22 protein-coding genes and 1 pseudogene are annotated in these 15769 nt (G+C 54.5%); 22 read left to right on the forward strand and 1 reads right to left on the reverse strand.

Features of this window, described 5'->3' with window-relative positions; genetic code table 11:
- The first annotated feature begins 1 nt into the window (after position 1).
- From Q0Z69_RS12960 to Q0Z69_RS16910, 14 genes are all read left to right on the forward strand, one after another.
- On the forward strand, positions 2-535 hold the full coding sequence (locus Q0Z69_RS12960; RefSeq protein ID WP_298034325.1) for a CHC2 zinc finger domain-containing protein: 534 nt from the start codon (positions 2-4) through the stop codon (positions 533-535).
- Positions 536-542: 7 nt separating this feature from the next.
- Entirely contained in the window at positions 543-2375 is a 1833-nt protein-coding gene (locus Q0Z69_RS12965) for a DUF927 domain-containing protein (RefSeq protein WP_298034328.1), read from the forward strand.
- A 292-nt stretch (positions 2376-2667) separates the two neighbouring features.
- Positions 2668-4188: a DEAD/DEAH box helicase gene (locus Q0Z69_RS12970; protein ID WP_298034332.1), complete on the forward strand. Its 1521-nt coding sequence runs from the start codon at positions 2668-2670 to the stop codon at positions 4186-4188.
- Positions 4185-4334: a hypothetical protein gene (locus tag Q0Z69_RS12975; protein WP_298034335.1), complete on the forward strand. Its 150-nt coding sequence runs from the start codon at positions 4185-4187 to the stop codon at positions 4332-4334. The genes Q0Z69_RS12970 and Q0Z69_RS12975 overlap by 4 nt, the downstream gene beginning before the upstream one ends.
- Positions 4324-4683, forward strand: a complete 360-nt coding sequence (locus tag Q0Z69_RS12980; protein ID WP_298034338.1) for a VRR-NUC domain-containing protein — start codon at positions 4324-4326, stop codon at positions 4681-4683. Before Q0Z69_RS12975 ends, Q0Z69_RS12980 begins: the two co-directional genes overlap by 11 nt.
- Positions 4684-4718: 35 nt before the next feature.
- Positions 4719-5036, forward strand: coding sequence for a hypothetical protein (locus tag Q0Z69_RS12985; RefSeq protein ID WP_298034340.1), 318 nt, complete (start codon positions 4719-4721; stop codon positions 5034-5036).
- Between the two features lie 219 nt (positions 5037-5255).
- Positions 5256-5471, forward strand: coding sequence for a hypothetical protein (locus tag Q0Z69_RS12990; RefSeq protein ID WP_298034342.1), 216 nt, complete (start codon positions 5256-5258; stop codon positions 5469-5471).
- A complete protein-coding gene (locus tag Q0Z69_RS12995; protein WP_298034344.1) occupies positions 5380-5820 on the forward strand; it encodes a DUF3797 domain-containing protein in 441 nt (146 codons plus the stop codon). The genes Q0Z69_RS12990 and Q0Z69_RS12995 overlap by 92 nt, the downstream gene beginning before the upstream one ends.
- Positions 5807-6190 carry a hypothetical protein gene (locus Q0Z69_RS13000; RefSeq protein WP_298034347.1) on the forward strand — a complete coding sequence of 128 codons (384 nt, stop codon included), beginning with the start codon at positions 5807-5809 and terminating at the stop codon, positions 6188-6190. The genes Q0Z69_RS12995 and Q0Z69_RS13000 overlap by 14 nt, the downstream gene beginning before the upstream one ends.
- Positions 6187-6495, forward strand: a complete 309-nt coding sequence (locus Q0Z69_RS13005) for a hypothetical protein (protein WP_298034350.1) — start codon at positions 6187-6189, stop codon at positions 6493-6495. Before Q0Z69_RS13000 ends, Q0Z69_RS13005 begins: the two co-directional genes overlap by 4 nt.
- The gene (locus Q0Z69_RS13010) at positions 6482-6946 is read left to right on the forward strand and encodes a hypothetical protein (protein ID WP_298034353.1); all 465 of its coding nucleotides are present in this window, start codon (positions 6482-6484) and stop codon (positions 6944-6946) included. Before Q0Z69_RS13005 ends, Q0Z69_RS13010 begins: the two co-directional genes overlap by 14 nt.
- A gap of 601 nt (positions 6947-7547) precedes the next feature.
- Complete coding sequence (locus tag Q0Z69_RS13015) at positions 7548-7784, forward strand: hypothetical protein (protein ID WP_298034356.1); 237 nt, start codon at positions 7548-7550, stop codon at positions 7782-7784.
- Positions 7774-8895, forward strand: coding sequence for a hypothetical protein (locus tag Q0Z69_RS13020; protein ID WP_298034357.1), 1122 nt, complete (start codon positions 7774-7776; stop codon positions 8893-8895). The genes Q0Z69_RS13015 and Q0Z69_RS13020 overlap by 11 nt, the downstream gene beginning before the upstream one ends.
- Complete coding sequence (locus Q0Z69_RS16910) at positions 8877-9092, forward strand: helix-turn-helix domain-containing protein (RefSeq protein ID WP_367272316.1); 216 nt, start codon at positions 8877-8879, stop codon at positions 9090-9092. The genes Q0Z69_RS13020 and Q0Z69_RS16910 overlap by 19 nt, the downstream gene beginning before the upstream one ends.
- Here the strand turns inward: Q0Z69_RS16910 and Q0Z69_RS13025 are convergent.
- Positions 8988-9344, reverse strand: coding sequence for a hypothetical protein (locus Q0Z69_RS13025; protein WP_298034360.1), 357 nt, complete (start codon positions 9342-9344; stop codon positions 8988-8990). The genes Q0Z69_RS16910 and Q0Z69_RS13025 overlap by 105 nt on opposite strands.
- A gap of 445 nt (positions 9345-9789) precedes the next feature.
- On the opposite strand from Q0Z69_RS13025, the gene Q0Z69_RS13030 reads away from it, so the two are divergent.
- The 8 genes and pseudogenes from Q0Z69_RS13030 to Q0Z69_RS13065 all read left to right on the forward strand — a co-directional run.
- Positions 9790-10248 (forward strand): P27 family phage terminase small subunit, encoded by a 459-nt coding sequence (locus Q0Z69_RS13030; RefSeq protein ID WP_298034363.1) that lies wholly within the window; start codon positions 9790-9792, stop codon positions 10246-10248.
- Complete coding sequence (locus tag Q0Z69_RS13035) at positions 10241-11914, forward strand: terminase large subunit (RefSeq protein WP_298034366.1); 1674 nt, start codon at positions 10241-10243, stop codon at positions 11912-11914. Before Q0Z69_RS13030 ends, Q0Z69_RS13035 begins: the two co-directional genes overlap by 8 nt.
- Positions 11915-11918: 4 nt before the next feature.
- Positions 11919-13169: a phage portal protein gene (locus Q0Z69_RS13040; RefSeq protein WP_298034369.1), complete on the forward strand. Its 1251-nt coding sequence runs from the start codon at positions 11919-11921 to the stop codon at positions 13167-13169.
- Complete coding sequence (locus Q0Z69_RS13045) at positions 13159-13800, forward strand: HK97 family phage prohead protease (protein WP_298034372.1); 642 nt, start codon at positions 13159-13161, stop codon at positions 13798-13800. Before Q0Z69_RS13040 ends, Q0Z69_RS13045 begins: the two co-directional genes overlap by 11 nt.
- A gap of 2 nt (positions 13801-13802) precedes the next feature.
- On the forward strand, positions 13803-14972 hold the full coding sequence (locus Q0Z69_RS13050; protein WP_298034375.1) for a phage major capsid protein: 1170 nt from the start codon (positions 13803-13805) through the stop codon (positions 14970-14972).
- An 11-nt stretch (positions 14973-14983) separates the two neighbouring features.
- Positions 14984-15193, forward strand: coding sequence for a hypothetical protein (locus Q0Z69_RS13055; RefSeq protein ID WP_298034376.1), 210 nt, complete (start codon positions 14984-14986; stop codon positions 15191-15193).
- Positions 15194-15195: 2 nt separating this feature from the next.
- Positions 15196-15534, forward strand: coding sequence for a hypothetical protein (locus Q0Z69_RS13060; RefSeq protein WP_298034378.1), 339 nt, complete (start codon positions 15196-15198; stop codon positions 15532-15534).
- Positions 15524-15769 (forward strand): annotated as a pseudogene (locus Q0Z69_RS13065) (hypothetical protein); the annotation flags it as partial. The gene Q0Z69_RS13060 and the pseudogene Q0Z69_RS13065, both read left to right, overlap by 11 nt.

Below are 15769 nucleotides of genomic sequence, written 5' to 3' on the forward strand. Positions count from 1 at the left end.
GATGAGGAGCTCCCGCTCTGATGTCGCCAATCAAATCAAACAGGCATTAACGATGCAGGAGGTGGTCGAGCAGTATGGCTTTTCACCAAACCGCTCCGGCTACATCCAATGTCCCTTTCATGCTGGAGATGACCATGGAAGCCTGAAGATTTACCCAGATAACCGAGGCTGGCATTGTTTTGGCTGTAACGCTGGCGGATCTATCATTGATTTTACAATGCGCCTGTTTGATATTGGATTTCAACAGGCTGTCATTCGCCTTGACATGGACTTTAACCTTGGCCTCACCCAGGCAAAGCGAACCTCTAAGGCAGAACAGTCTGCCATCTTAGAGGCTCGCCGGCAGAAAACAGAACAGAAAGCCGCTTTCGAACAGGAATACCGCAAAAAAGCGGCGGAGTTCCGCTATTGGTGGGAAATCACAAAACACTTTGCTCCGGCCCCAGGCGCCGATGTCCTGCACCCGTTTTATGCGGAAGCACTGTGGAGACTGTCGATTCTGGAGTACTGGCTGGATGAAAATATAGGGAGGTAACCGCCGCATGGATGAATGGACATATGAAAAGGACGATTTTTTGACAACGGCGCCTTATGAGGAGCTGTACAAACTCCGTGAAAAGCCGTTCGTCCATGCGGCAAAGATGGAAAGTCTGGCACTTTATTCGGCCTCTAAGGGCTTCCGAGGCTTCAAGACCATGTACAAAAATTATGTGCAGTCTCTGAAACCGCAGAACAATCCCATCTATATCGACAATGTTACCAATTTTACAGGACAGCCCTTAGAACTGAACGCCGGAGATTGGGAGGCATGTGATGACGGCATCTATAAGAAAATCGGATTTTCTGAAGATATCGCCTGCCCGCATCCCATCATGCCAGTGGAGCGTCTGGTCAATATTGATACGGGCGAGGAGAAGCTGCAGCTGGCGTTTCGCAAAGGAACTGTCTGGCGGCGGATCATCGTCAGCAAAATCGTGCTCGCCAGCTCCAACAAGGTCACAGAACTGGCGGGCTCCGGAATCGCTGTCACCAGCCAAAACGCCAGAGCCTTCATCCAGTACATCAGCGATCTGGAGAACCTGAACTATGACACCATACCAGAGCGAAAATCCATCGGGCGGTTCGGCCACATCCCAGGCGAGGGCTTTTCTCCCTTCGTGGAGGGTCTGATTTTTGATGGTGATGCCAGCTTTTCCACTATGTTCCGCACTGTCCGCAGCCACGGCTCTGAGGAAAAATGGCTGGATATCGCCGGGGAAGTCCGGGGGATGTCCACCACAGCGGCCATTATCCTGGCGGCCTCCTTTGCGTCTGTGCTGCTGGAGCCTCTAAACTGCCTGCCCTTCTTCGTGCATCTGTGGGGTGTAGATTCCGGCACCGGCAAGACCGTCGCTTTGATGATGGCTGCCAGTGTGTGGGGAGATCCTACTATTGGCTCCTATGTCAAAACTTTTGACGGCACAGTGGTTGGTATGGAAAAGACCGCTGCCTTTCTGAACAGTCTCCCTCTCTGCCTTGATGAGCTTCAGCTCGCCAAAGATGGAAAAGGCCGTACCAATTTCGATGTGTATAAGCTGGCCCAGGGAGTCGGACGCACCCGCGGGAACCGCTCCGGCGGCGTGGATATCACCCCGACCTGGCATAACTGTATCCTTACCACAGGAGAATCCCCGCTGACTGGGCAGGCCTCTGGTGCCGGAGCCATCAACCGAGTCATTGATATTGAGTGTAAATCCTCCCAAGCAGTCATTAAGGATGGTATGCGAATATCCAGTATCATCAAGCGGAATTTTGGGTGGGCTGGGAAAAAATTTGTAGAGCAGATCTACAAGCCCGGTATCCTGGATGTTATCACCCAGCGGTATCAATCCCTGTTCCATGACCTGAGCGACCAAGATACCACCGAGAAACAGGCAATGGCGGCAGCGGCTGTCATTCTGGCGGATGAATTAGTCTGTCAGTGGGTATTCAGCGGCACACAGAAACCATTGACCGTTGCTCAACTTTCAGAGTTTCTGGCATCCAAGGCGGCGGTATCCGCAGGTGACCGAGGCTATAAGTATTTGTGCGACTGGGTCACGCAGCACAGCAACCAGCTGTGCGGGCGGTCTGAAAACAGCACAATTGAGGTCTTGGGGGCGCTGGATGGGAACCGCGCCTATATCATACGCTCCGTCTTTGAACGGATCCTACAGGATGCCGGATACTCCACAGCGGCTATGATCTCATATCTGCGGCAGGAAAACCTGATTGAATGCCGCGGGAAACACAACACCAAGGGCAAGCGCATCAATGGAATCCCGACAGAGTGCTTTTGCCTAGTGCTGCCACCTGTCGATATGGATGACGAAGAGAGCGATGAATTGCCCCTTTGACCGTGGCAGATGTGGAGCACCGTGGAACCAATGGTGCCACACCCGCAAGCCGTTGCGCCGCAAACGATACATGGCGTTTTTTTCGAAGCGTGGCACCGTGGCACCCAAAATACACAAAATATAAGAACGTGCGTGTGTGTCTTCGAAAAAATATATACAACTCAACCGTGGAAAAAATGCAAAATTTAGTGCCACGGTGCCACACTTGTCCGCAAACCGTTGCGCCGCAAGGAGTATAGCCGTGGCACCATCGGTTCCACATGGTTCCACGGTTCCACGTTAGGAGGCTCATATGGAGCTTAGACCGTATCAGCAAGAGTGCATTTCTACTATCGAGGCTCAGCCGCCTGGTGCATATCTGGCGCAGATGGCAACTGGTCTCGGAAAAACAGTGACATTCGCCAATCTTCCACGCCATGGTGAGCGGATGTTGATTCTCTCTCACCGCGAAGAGCTGGTGGAACAGCCCCGAAAATATTTTGATTGTTCCTATGGCATTGAGCGAGCACAGAATCACAGTCACGGTGAGGAGGTCGTCAGCGCCAGTGTGCAGACGATGGTTCGCCGTCTGGGCAATTTCGACCCACAGGATTTCCGTCTCATCATCTGTGATGAAGCGCATCATGCCGCTGCTGGTACATATCGGAAAATTTTCAACTACTTCCAGCCGGAGAAGCTGATTGGCTTCACCGCTACGCCCAACCGCGGAGATAAGGTCCGCCTGGATACAGTCTTCAGCAAGATCATTTTCCAGCGGGATCTCCGCTGGGGCATTCAGAACGGATATCTGTGCGATATCACCTGTCGGCGGGTCGATATTGGATTTGACCTATCCGCCGTTCATACTCGCCGCGGCGATTACGCTCCTGGAGAACTGGACGAAGCCATGGACGGTACCGCCGATGCCATTGCCCAGGTATACCGGGATCTCGCCACAGGCGCTACACTGATTTTCGCTGTCAGTGTCCATCAGGCGGAGGAGATCGCCAAACGGATCCCCGGGGCCGTGGTAGTCACCGGTGAGACCAGGGAACGGGCTGCGATCATTGCGGATTTCACAGTCGGAAAAATCCCTTGCTTAGTCAACTGCATGGTATTCACCGAGGGCACCGATATCCCCCGTGTGGAGACAGTCATCATCGCACGGCCCACCCAGTCAGACAGCCTGTATGCGCAAATGGTAGGGCGGGGCCTTCGGCTTTACCCTGGCAAGCAGAAGCTGATGCTTATTGACTGTGTTGGCGTCACTGGCAAAGCTAGCCTCTGCACAGCCCCTTCCCTGCTGGGCCTGGATATGGAGAATGTACCGAAGCGCAAAGAATCTGAAATCGAAGGGGATTTGTTTGAACTGCCGGCGAAGATTCAGGCAGCAGCCGATTCTCCTGAAAGCTGGATCAAAAATATTCGCATTGTTGACCTGTGGGCGCAGGAGCAAAAATACCAGCTTCATGACATCAACTTCTTCAAAATGCCGGATGGCTCCCTAGTGTGTTCCCTCGCGAACAAGCGATCCATCGTCATCCCATGTCCTGACGCTTTAGGCATAGTGAAGCTCAGAGACGGCCGCCAAATGGGAATGCAGGAGGCCGTCGATGAAGTGTATTGCACTCTCATCCGTGACCATCTTGACAGCCGCCATCTGTGGGATCTGGCGCTGGTGAAAAAGTGGGGCAAGGCTCCGGCCACCCCTAAACAGCTTCAAATCATCAAGGCTCGATGCAAGGGCTTTAACACGTCTGGACTAACCAAAGGTGACGCCAGTCAGATCCTGAATCGGATTTTTAACGAGCCAAAGAAACGGAGGCAGGCATGAAGCTGAAAATCGCAAAGCCGGATGACCGAGACGCAGTAATCGTGATCCTGGCCCGGAACGGATACACAGTACGCCAGGGAAAGGAGAAAAAGCCTGGAGATAAAGTGGCAACATCCTTTGTGGAGGTAGTCGAAGATGGCAAGTGAGGCTCAGCATCAGGCCACCGTTATTAAGTGGACGCAACAGCCGTCCATCCGCCGGCAGTGGCCGGAGCTGGCACTGCTGCACCATGTTCCGAATGGCGGTACCCGGGATGCCATCGAAGCAAAGCACCTAAAGCAGCAGGGCGTAAAGCCCGGTGTCCCGGATCTGTGTCTGCCGGTCCCCCGCGGCCGGTACCACGGTCTGTACATCGAAATGAAGTCCGAGACTGGTCATACTTCCCAAGAACAGGAGTGGTGGGGCGATAAGCTTCAGGCTCAGGGATATGCCTGGAAGGTCTGTCATGGATGGGAGTCCGCTGTGGACATTCTCCAGTGGTATATGAGCCTATGAGCGCGACATTTTCATTTCCATGGGAGCGAGAAGCCATGCGCGGCGACGAAATGCCCGACGGCCTTCCACTCCCTGATCAAATGGCTTACACAGCCATCAGGAATGTCTACGATGCATTTCATAAGAAGATACTCAGTCGGGACATGGCCGCCGCAGAAAAGCGTAGGATCCGGCGGGAGTATGAGCAGGCACAAGGAGCCTGGGAGTTCTGGGACAAAGTGTCCAAGCATCATGTAATGATCCTGAAGAACACAGAACCAGCCAAGATTGCCTGCAGGAAAGATCCAACGCCGGAAAATGCACTGTGGCTCTGTGACGTTCTGGATGGACTTTGCCGCGAGGAAATCCCATAAAAAGTATGTCAAAAACGCAAAAAAACGGCTCAACAACAGACATATATTTTTCATGCTCGATCTGTTGCGCCGCAATGGCTTGTGAAGCCTGAAAAATTGTTTTTAAGGCAAAGAGAACGTACTAATGCCGCAAAATTATCTGGGGATGTGCCCTCCGGCAGTCCCTTTTCTGGACAAAATTTCTGGAGTTCATCCTCAATTGCGAAAGGAGAAATATCTATGGCGCATTTATCAGGCGCGTTTACAGTCGAGCGGCGGGCGGTGAAGATTGCATCCAAAGTCCTGCAAGCTGCCGGCGTATGCCGGTATGACGATGTAAGTAAGTGCCGCCGCCTTTATGTGGATGAGCATACATGTGACAGATGCATCGAATCATGGCTGCTTTCAAGGGCCAGGAAAGAACTCAAGGAGGAACAACGCAGTGACAGCAATTGATTCCGCAAAGCTTACAGAACTGTATGCCGTATGCCCAAAGTGTGGCTGTGCGACTGTTGGAAACGGTAAAGGAACGCTGGAATGTGATACCGAAGCTGGATACTTTAAGCGGACTTGTGGTTGTGGGTGGTATGTAGAGATCCATGAGGGCGATATGCATATGTCTCATCTTGATTGGATCCGATCCCTCCCGCCAAATCTCCTTGCCAAGCTGCTTCCCTGCCCAAATGACCGGCTCCGTAGAAATGATCCTATTCCATGTACCCGTGGAACATTTGAACATACCAGCTGTGATGATTGCATCACAAAGTTCTTGCAGACGGAGGTGCCGACTGATGCCGAAGCCTAATACCTACGTGCAGCTGCTTCATGCGCAGCAGCGGATACGGATCCTAGAGGAAAATATCCAAATCATGAAAGGTTTTACGCTGCAGCAGGCCCTGGACATTGCCATCATCACACTGCACGACGAATTTCAGTTTGGGCCGAAGTACAATACTCGCTTTCAGAAGGCATTCATGAATATGTTCCGGGAGTATGCCCAAATGTGTGTAGTTGACGGCTCTGATGATCCAGAAATCGTCTACACCAAAGGAAAAGTGGATCGGGCGCTGCGGGCTGCCTGCGGTGAGGGCTTCCGTCCATTTGACGAACGATATGCACTTGAGAATTTATATTTCAGAGATAGCCTGAACCGGGCTGGCACAGAAAACACATGAGCGGCAAAACGAAAGTTAATCCCCGCCGGCAGCCAGCAAGCCGGGCGGATGTAGAACGGGCGAAGCTGACGGCCACTTCCATTGCCATTCGGCAGACGCAGGCTATTGTATTCCTGACACTTTTGGATAAAGAGGGCTGGGAGCGTGCGCAATTGGTCAAACTCTGGCATGAAGTAGGAAATACTGCTGAAAGTATCACCCAAGGATATATTAACCTTACGGATGTCATTAACACACTCTGGGAGGAATATGAGATCGACCTGCGCTGTGGGTCAGAAGGAGGAAAAACAAATGCAGGATCTTAATGCTCTGCTGGATGCTTTAGATCATCTGAAGGTGGAGACGGGAAGTCTGGCTTGTTTTGGCTGTGGCCACGAGCATAACTGTTCGGTACATGGATGTGCCATCATCCGCCAGGCGGAGGACGCCCTGCGGCAATGCGCCGCCGCGTTGCGGGAGAGCGAAGCAGCCCGGGCGGAGCTGGGCCGCCGGCTGGCGGAGGCCAGGAAGCAGGCGGACGAGCTGACAAAGGCCTGTTCCGCCGCCACGGATAAGGCCAACCGGGCCATCGCGGAGCGGCAGGCGCTGGAACGGGACCTGGCATCCTGTTTATCTGAGAACTGTACATACTGCCGCCATAACGGCGATAATCCGGAGTGTGACTGCGAATGCCTGGAGTGCCGACTGCCCTGCTATTGCCGGGACTGCGTGAACGGCAGCAAGTTCCAGTGGCGGGGGGCTGGACCGCATGAATGACCGGCTGCGGGAAGAAACCAAGAGGCTGAGGATGCAGCTAAAAGCTGGCAATTCCAAATTATAAAAATCTCAAAAATTTCAACTTTTCCTGGCGAAACAGGATATCCCATTTTGGCCCATTTTCAGGAGGCGAAAAAGGGACTCCACGCAACAGCCTTCAAAGTGCTGGAATCTCTACATTTTGTTCGAATTGACAGTCTGGTTTTTCACCCAGGTTATATAGACCCTGGGTCATTCCTTATCGGGTAACTATCGAATTTCATAACTTTTTTGCTAATTTGCAAAATTGGATTCACCCGATGAGGTCAGTCCTTGTGCCCGTAAGGCTTTAGGCGTCTGAACTGACTAATGCCCCTACTACTATGCCAGGCCATCGGGCGGCGTCGAAACAGTGCTAGCGTCGGCATCGACGGTAGTACTGTTTCGACGCTACTCCGATACTCAGCTGTCCTTGCAAAAACACCCAGACAGAAATTCGTAAGGCGATCACTACCGTTTTCTGCGCTCCCATAGCTTGGTAAGAGAAGTGCCTGCAAATCACCACCAATTTCTGCAACTGCTCGGAAGCAACTTTTGGTAGTGATTTTGCTTAAGGAGAAATATGAGTACTATGAAGGAAATGGCGGCTGAATATCGTGAGGCCGCCGCAAAAATGCGGATGTACATAGACCGCCGCCGGGCGGAGGGCGCGGAACAGTGGGAGCTGGATCAGCTGCACCAGGCTCTCCGGGATATCCGTGAAAGTGCGCATCTGCTTTCCGGCTACTATGACGTGCCCCGGTCCGGGAATGGCGCAGCGGTGGACTGGAAAGCCAGGAGGACACGCGATGACCATTGACGAACTGAAAGCCAGGAAGAAAGTGCTTCAGGCCAGAAAGAAACAAGAGCTGGATCTGCAGGCTGCCGGCCGGGGGGATAACCTGGCACTGTTCATGGTTGAGGAAGAGTTGTTGGACGTGAACGCCCAGCTGCGGGCCCTGACTCCGGGGCGGCGTGTAGGCGGCAAGGGGCCGCGCCAGTACGGCGAATGGGCGCCGGATAAACAGCAGTATGTGGACTGGCTCCACGAGGATCAGAGCCTGGATGATAAGATCGCAGATGGCCGCGCAGCCCTGAAAGATGTGCTGGCCGATAGCCGGGAGCTGATGACTGAACGTGAATGGGAGGTCTTTGACCTCTGGAGCAGGACGGGCATGACGCTGGAGGAGATGTCGCACCGGCTTGGGGTAGATAGATCTGTCGTATCCAGGACATTGCAGCGGGCAAAGGCTGCCCTCCAAAGGGAGGCCCAGCGCCAGAGTGACAATCGGCTGCACCTGTCATCTGTCCGGCTGGATATGCGTGATCCGGCAGTTTCCAAAATCATCATGGCTTGTATGACGGAGACGCAGGCAGTCTATGTGTACCTGTATTATGGCGAGTGGATGACCCTGCGGGAGATCTCCGCACTGACAGGCACAAATCATTCGTCAATTCTGCGGGCGATATACCGGGCTTTATCCAACATCGGCAGATATACCGGCTACAGGAAAGTTATTTTCGACAACATGGACGCCATGGGAGAGATTGCTTACCGGCTGTACGTTGCCCGCGGGCCGCTGGAGGATCCGCCGGATCCGCCGACACCTGAGCGCAGGGACTGGGGGCGGGCCAAGTTAAAAATGACGCGGATCCGGCGCGACTCCCCATCGCCGTGCGCCGAAGGACTGCCTCCAATTTCTATTCAGCGGAGCTCCGGGGAAAGGACATGCGTCTCTCAAGGCGTGGCTAAGCAGGCAAATAAGCATGGGCCGCACGGTCCGCTGCTGGAGGCATTGCTGAGGCGCCGGCGGCAGTACCTGGATGCGGGACGTCAAAATGGATTCCCGGTGTTTTACTGGCTGCGTCAGATCTTCCGGCAACTTACGATGAAGAATCCAAAGGGAGGGAAATGGCCGTGGAAAAAATGAGCGGCTTTCCCAGGCGGCTGCGGGAACTACGGAAGTCAAAGAATGTGAGCCTTCGAGTACTTGCGGACTTCTGTGACGTAAGCAAGAGTACCTTAGCCCGCTATGAGCAGGGAAAACAAAAACCGACGGCTGACATCATCGTAAAGCTGGCTGAATTTTTCGGTGTGAGCACAGATTCTCTTCTCGGAAAAAAATAAATTTTCGTTTTGTCCCATATCCGGGACACCGGCTTCAAAATCTATGTTATCGTAAATGTCGGGAAAGGCTTTCAATAGCCATACCTCACCTCCTTTCTGAGTCGCCCGGCTCCAAGGCGGCATGAGTATTGGGCCAGAAGCAGTGACAGAGACTGGGGGGAAGTCTCTGTCCTGCTTTTGCATACGGAGGACAAATGCTGAAATCATGCAGATATTGCGGCATGATCCATCCCAGTGGATTTCAGTGCCCAAAGAAACCAGCGCCAGCCAAGCATCGGAATGTTGTCGTGGACCGATTTCGCCGGAGCTACACTTGGCAGAAAAAACAGAAGGAGATTGTCCGCCGGGACTTTTTCCTGTGTCGGATCTGCAACGATGGGCGCTATGGCGTGTTCACTTGGCCATGGAAACCCACACCGCTGCAGGTGCATCACATTGAACCTTTGGAAGAGTGCTTTGACCTTCGGCTTGCAGATGACAATTTAGTGACCTGCTGCACGCAGCATCATGAGATGGCTGAGGCAGGAAATATCCCACGGGAGTACCTTCATGGTCTGGCTGTAACATCCCCCCGGTGGGATACTGGCTTTTTGGAGGGTTTGGCTCAAGACCAACAGCGGCCCTCTGGACACAATGAATTTTAGAAATGAAAAGTGCTTCCGCCGCATATGGGAGCCGCATTTGAGAGGTGATGGACGTGGGACGGCCCGCAAAATCGGTCAAAGTGAAGTCTGGTGCCATTGCCAGCGATGACGCTGCTGTCCGCAAGAACGTAGAGGATAGACTGCGGGGCGAATGTGCGCCGCCGGTTCCACCTGATGGGATGACTGACAGCCAAAAAGAGATCTTCCGTTACATCGTATCCGGTCTGGCCGACAGTGAGATCCTGGGGAAGCTGGATGTTTTCGTTCTGGAGAGCACAGCTGTTGCCATTGACCGCCTTCGGACGATCAACAGAATGATCGATGACAGGCCGGAACTGATGCTGAGCACCGCAACCCAGAACAGCCGGGCCAAATATCAAAATGACCTGTGGCGGGGGTGCAACGAGCTGTGCCTGTCGCCCCAGGCTCGGGCCAAGCTGGGCAATCTGGCCGCTCAGAAAACGAAGGAGAAAAAGGATCCTTTGATGGATGCCCTGATGGACGATGATTGACACCAGCCGAGCCTACCAGTACGCGCAGTGGTGTGTCCAGCGGGGGAATCAGAAAGTCGGCAAATACGTCAAGCTTCAGGCCAGAAAGTGGCTGAGGATCGCCGACGGCAAGCATAAGCAGGCCTATGTCAGCGAAAAAGCCTATCGGAAGATATGCCGGCTGCTGAAGCTGATGGTTCACCCGGATCTGCACTGCTCCATGTACGAGGGCCTGGAGGATTACGCCTGGTTCCTCATTGTGGCGGTGTTCTGCACGCTTCGAATAGGCGATGACCGGCGCTTCTACCAGACAGCGATCCTGGAGATTGCCAGAAAGAATTTCAAAACATTCAACAGTGCGGTCATCTTCATCCTGGGGATGCTGACGGAGCCCCGCTTTTCCCGGTTCTTCTCCGTGGCTCCGGACTACAAGCTGTCCTCGGAGCTTCGGCTGGCGGTCCGGAAGATCATCAAGGTCTCTCCTGCCCTGGTCAAGTATTTCAAGGTCAACCGGGACATGATCACCTGCCTGATCAACGAGATTGAGTATACGCCCCTGGCCTATTCCAACGATGGCATGGACGGCCGTCTGGCCAACATCTTTTTGGCCGACGAGGCGGGAGCTCTGGACAGCTACCCCGTGGAGGCCATGCGGTCCTCCCAGATCACCCTGGTAAACAAACTGGGCATCATTATCTCCACACAGTACCCAAACGACAATAATGTGATGATCGATGAGATCGACATTGCGAAAAAAGTGCTGGATGACGTACTGGACAAGGAAAACGTGTTCGCCCTGCTGTATGAGCCGGACGACGCGCTCCGGAAGCGGTGGGAAAAGGATGACCTGGTGATCTATCAGGCCAATCCCGTGGCAGTCAACAACCAGGAAGTCTTTGAATCCATCAAGGATCTCCGCTCCATGGCTGTTCTCTATGAGAATAAGCGGGAGAATTTCCTCTGTAAGCACTGCAACATCATGTATAAGGGCCTGGGCGTGGAGGGCTATGTGGACGTCCAGAAGGTCAAGCGGTGCCGTATCGAGGAGGATCCGGCATGGTGGAAGGGCCGCCGTGTCTATGTGGGGCTGGACCTTGCTCAGACGGACGATAATACCGCCGTTTCCATGGTGGCCGAGGACAACGGCAAGATCCGCGCCAAGGTCTGGGGGATCCTTCCAAAGGACCGGGTGGAGATCAAAAGCCAAAAAGAGAACGTGGACTACAAGAAGCTGATCGCTGCCGGAAACTGCTTTGCCGAGGGCGAGGAGGTCATCGACTACGGTTTCGTGGAGCGGCTGGTTATGAGCCTGGAAGAAACGTTCGGCGTAGAAATCGTGCAGATAGGCTATGACCGCTATAACGCCATCTCCACGGTCCAGAAGCTGGAGGCTGCCGGATATGAATGCGTGGAGGTCAAGCAACACTCCTCTGTCCTGCATCCGCCCACCAAACTGCTGCGGGAGGCAATCTTAAAGCGTGAGTTTGCATACGATGATAACCGGCTGCTGGAAATCAACTTCCAGAATGCCCGGTGTACGGAAGATACCAACCTGAACAAATACGTAAACAAGAAACGGTCCGCCGGCAAGGTGGATATGGTCATGGCCATCATTGACGCCGTGTACCTCCTGCAGGTGGATATGCTCACTAACGGGGCCGTTTCCTGGGGCATCCAAGTGATCTGAGGTGATGGAGATAGGATTTTGGAATAGGCTCTTCGGCCTGGAAGAGCCAATAGAGACCCGGTCGCAGGAGCAGATTCTGGACGAGGCGCACCTGGACACGGCGCTGCGGGCCGCCCTGGGCGGCAGTAAGGTCACAGTGTCCACGGTGCTGAATATCCCGGCTGTCAGCAGCAGTATCAGCTTCATCGCTGGTACAGTGGCTTCTCTGCCTATCCGGCTCTATCGGACAAAAAATGGGAGATCCGTGGAAGTGACCGACGATTACCGCCTGCGGCTGCTGAATGAGGAAACCGGCGACCTTCTGGACGCTTTTCAGTGGAAGTGTACGCTGATCCGTGACTACCTGCTGCCGGGGAACGGTTACACCTATGTGGATTGGGTGGAAAACCGCATCTGTGGTCTCTACTATGTGGATCCGCTGCAGGTCAGCGCGGAGATTGGCGCTGACCCTATCTACAAAACGGCACGGTTTTACATCGGCGGAAACTGCTATCGCGATTACGAGATCCTGCGGCTCCTAAGAAACACCCGAGACGGCGCCACCGGCATCGGTGTGGTAGCAGAGAGTCCCACGCAGCTGGAAACCATGCTGAATGCCCTGCTGTACGAAAACCACACCATGCGGACAGGCTCCAAAAAGGGCTTTTTGAAAGCGAAAAGCCGGCTGTCACAGGCAGTAATCGACCAGTTGAAGTCCAGTTGGCGGAAATTATACGGAAATTCCTCTGAAGAAACCGTGGTGGTCCTGAATGACGGTATAGAATTCCAGGACGCCAGCCAGACCGCTGTGGACAGCCAGCTCAATGAGAACAAAAGGGTCAATGACCAGGAGATCTACAAGCTTTTTTGCATCGTCCCATCCGTTCTGGAGGGCGGCGCCACGGCTGAAGATCTGAAAAACACAGTCCGCTTTGCCATCCAGCCAGTAGTAAAGGCCTTACAGACTGCATTGAACCGTTCCTGCCTGCTGGAGGAGGAGAAAGGCTCCCTTTCTTTCGAGGTGGACATGGACGTGCTGGACAACACAGATATGCTGTCCCGCTATCAGGCCTATGAGATCGCTGTTCGGAACGGCTGGATGCAGCTGGATGAAGTCCGCTATGACGAGGGCAGGAATCCGCTGGGCCTGACCTTCATCCGCCTGGGCCTGGATACGGTCATCTATGACCCGGAATCCAAGATGATGTATACGCCAAACACCAAGGAATGGGCGAAAGTTGAGGAGAAAGGAGGAGGCGCGCCAAATGCGAGTTGAAATCAGAGCAGACAGGAAAAGCATAGCGGTCAGCGGCTATGTGAACGTTGTGGGCCGGGATTCCCGAGTGCTCCATGACAAGCAGGGACCCTATGTGGAACAGATCATGCCGGGTGCTTTTGCAAAGGCCCTTGCGTCCGGCAGCCCGGTGGAGCTGCGCTGGAACCACCAGAAGACCTTGGGCTCCACGAAGAACAAAGACGAACTGGAATTGCGGGAGGATAATATCGGCCTGCGGGCCAATGCCGTGGTATCGGATGCCGACGTTATTTCTGCGGCGGACCGTTCGGAGCTGCGGGGCTGGTCATTCGGATTTGTGAAGCGGAAGGACCATTGGAAGACTGATGAAGACGGTACCCGGCACCGTTTCGTTGACGAGATGGAGCTGCGGGAGGTATCCCTGCTGGATAAGACCCCGGCATACATTGCCACCAGCGTTGAGACCCGTGATGACGGCGATATTCTGGTGGAATACCGTGTTGACGAACCGCTGGAGGAGGGTGTTGATTACATCCGCCAGACGGAGCGGACCACGGAGGACAAAACGACCACCCTGACGCCAGAGGACGAAAGCGTGATGTTCTGTGCCAGTAAAACCATTGAGATCTACAAGATGAAAAGGAGAATGTGAACATGAAGGGACCTTTTAACCTGAAAAAGCTAAGTGAGCGCCGTGCGGAGCTGATGGGCCAGTTGGAGAGCATGGTGCAGGCCTGTGAGACGGAGACCCGCGCTTTTAGCGAGGAGGAGCAGACTACTTATGCCGGCATCCTTGGCGAGGTGCGCTCCATCGACGCCACCCTGGACGCAGCCGACCAGGCCCATGCCCTGGGTAAAGTGGAGACCCGCGCCGCAGCCGCCGACGAGCCTGTACATACCCAGGAAGATCTGGAGACCCGGGCCTTTGAGTGCTATATCCGCGGCATCGCTCCCGAGATGGAGACCCGGGCCGCCGTCAACATGACCGTTGGCGATAACGGTGCCGTCATTCCCACCAGCATTGCCAACAAGATCATTGAGATGGTCAAGGAGATCTCTCCGCTGTATCATCTGTCTACCCACTACGATGTAGGCGGCACTTTGACCATCCCCAGCTACGATGAATCCACTCAGAAGATCACCATGGCTTATGCCGCCGAGTTTACCGCCCTGACCTCCACCTCCGGCAAGTTCACCAGCATTTCTCTGACGGGCTTCCTGGCCGGTGCGCTGACCAAGATCTCCATGTCCCTGGTCAACAACTCCAAGTTCGACATCGTGTCCTATGTCATCCGCAAGGTGGCCGAGGCCGTATCTGAGTGGATCGAGAACGAGCTGATCAACGGCACGGATGGCAAGATCGAGGGACTGTCCAAGGTTGCTCCCTCTGTCACCGCCGCTGCCGCTACCGCAATTACCGCTGATGAGCTGATCGACCTGCAGGAGAGCATCCCTGACAAGCTGCAGGCAGGGTGCATCTGGGTGATGAGCCGGGCCACCCGGGCTGCTATCCGCAAGCTGAAGGACGGCGATGGAAACTATCTGCTGAACAAGGACGCCACCTCCAAGTGGGGCTACAGCCTGTTCGGCCACGATGTGTATGTCTCTCAGAGCATGCCCGACATGGCCGCCGGCAAGCGTGCTGTCACCTACCTGGACCCCACTGGCCTGGCTGTGAAGGTTGCCGAGAATCCCAGCGTGCAGGTCCTGCGGGAGAAGTTCGCCGACGAGCACGCCGTGGGCGTCATCTGCTGGATGGAGGTTGACTCCAAGGTGGAGAACAAGCAGAAGATCGCCGTTTTGGCGATGAAGGCCGGTGCCTGATTGGAGGGACTATGAAGGTAAAAGCAACTGTCAGTTTTGCCGGGCAGATCTGCATGGCCGCAAATGAGGTGCGCGACGTCCCTGAAGACGTCGCCGCCCCGCTGCTTGCCTGCGGCTATCTGGAAACGGTGGAACCGCCAAAGTCCCCAGGCGCTGAACCACCCGCAGAAGGGGCCGGAGAAAAAGAAGAGAAAAAAGACACGGCTAAAAAGGAGAAATGACTGTGAAGCCCTGTGAACTGACCGCAAAGAACGTTGCCGCATTCGCCCGCCTGATCGTCACCTACATGGACTACGATGCCCTTCTGGATGTGGAGAAGGCGGAATGTGAGGGAGCGCTGTCGGCAGCCAAGGCATTCGCCGCCGGATATACCGGTCTGGACGTTGAAGCGTCAGACCTGGAGGATATCGCCTACGCGGTGCTGGCCATTGCGGCGGAAATGGTGGACAACCACCAGATCACGGCGCAGTACACAGGGAAAAATCCAACAGCCATGCAGATCCTGGATATGCACAGCACAAACCTGCTGCCCAGTGCGGAGGGCGATGTGGATGAAACATGACCATCTTTCCTCACGGCTGACGCAGAAGGTGGAGATCCTGCGGATATCCGGGGATGTATCCCTTGGCGGCTTTGTCTGGGCAAAAAACGGGCGCTGCTGGGCGGATATAGAACTGGATGTGAAAAACAACCTGTTTTCCTCCATCGGCATCGGTGCCCGCGGCGCCACGGTGACTATGCGGCCCCGCCTGGGGCTGGATCTGCGCCACGCGCTGCGGTGGAACGGCCAATTCCTG

This window comes from uncultured Dysosmobacter sp., assembly GCF_947631165.1.
Lineage (GTDB): Bacteria > Bacillota > Clostridia > Oscillospirales > Oscillospiraceae > Oscillibacter.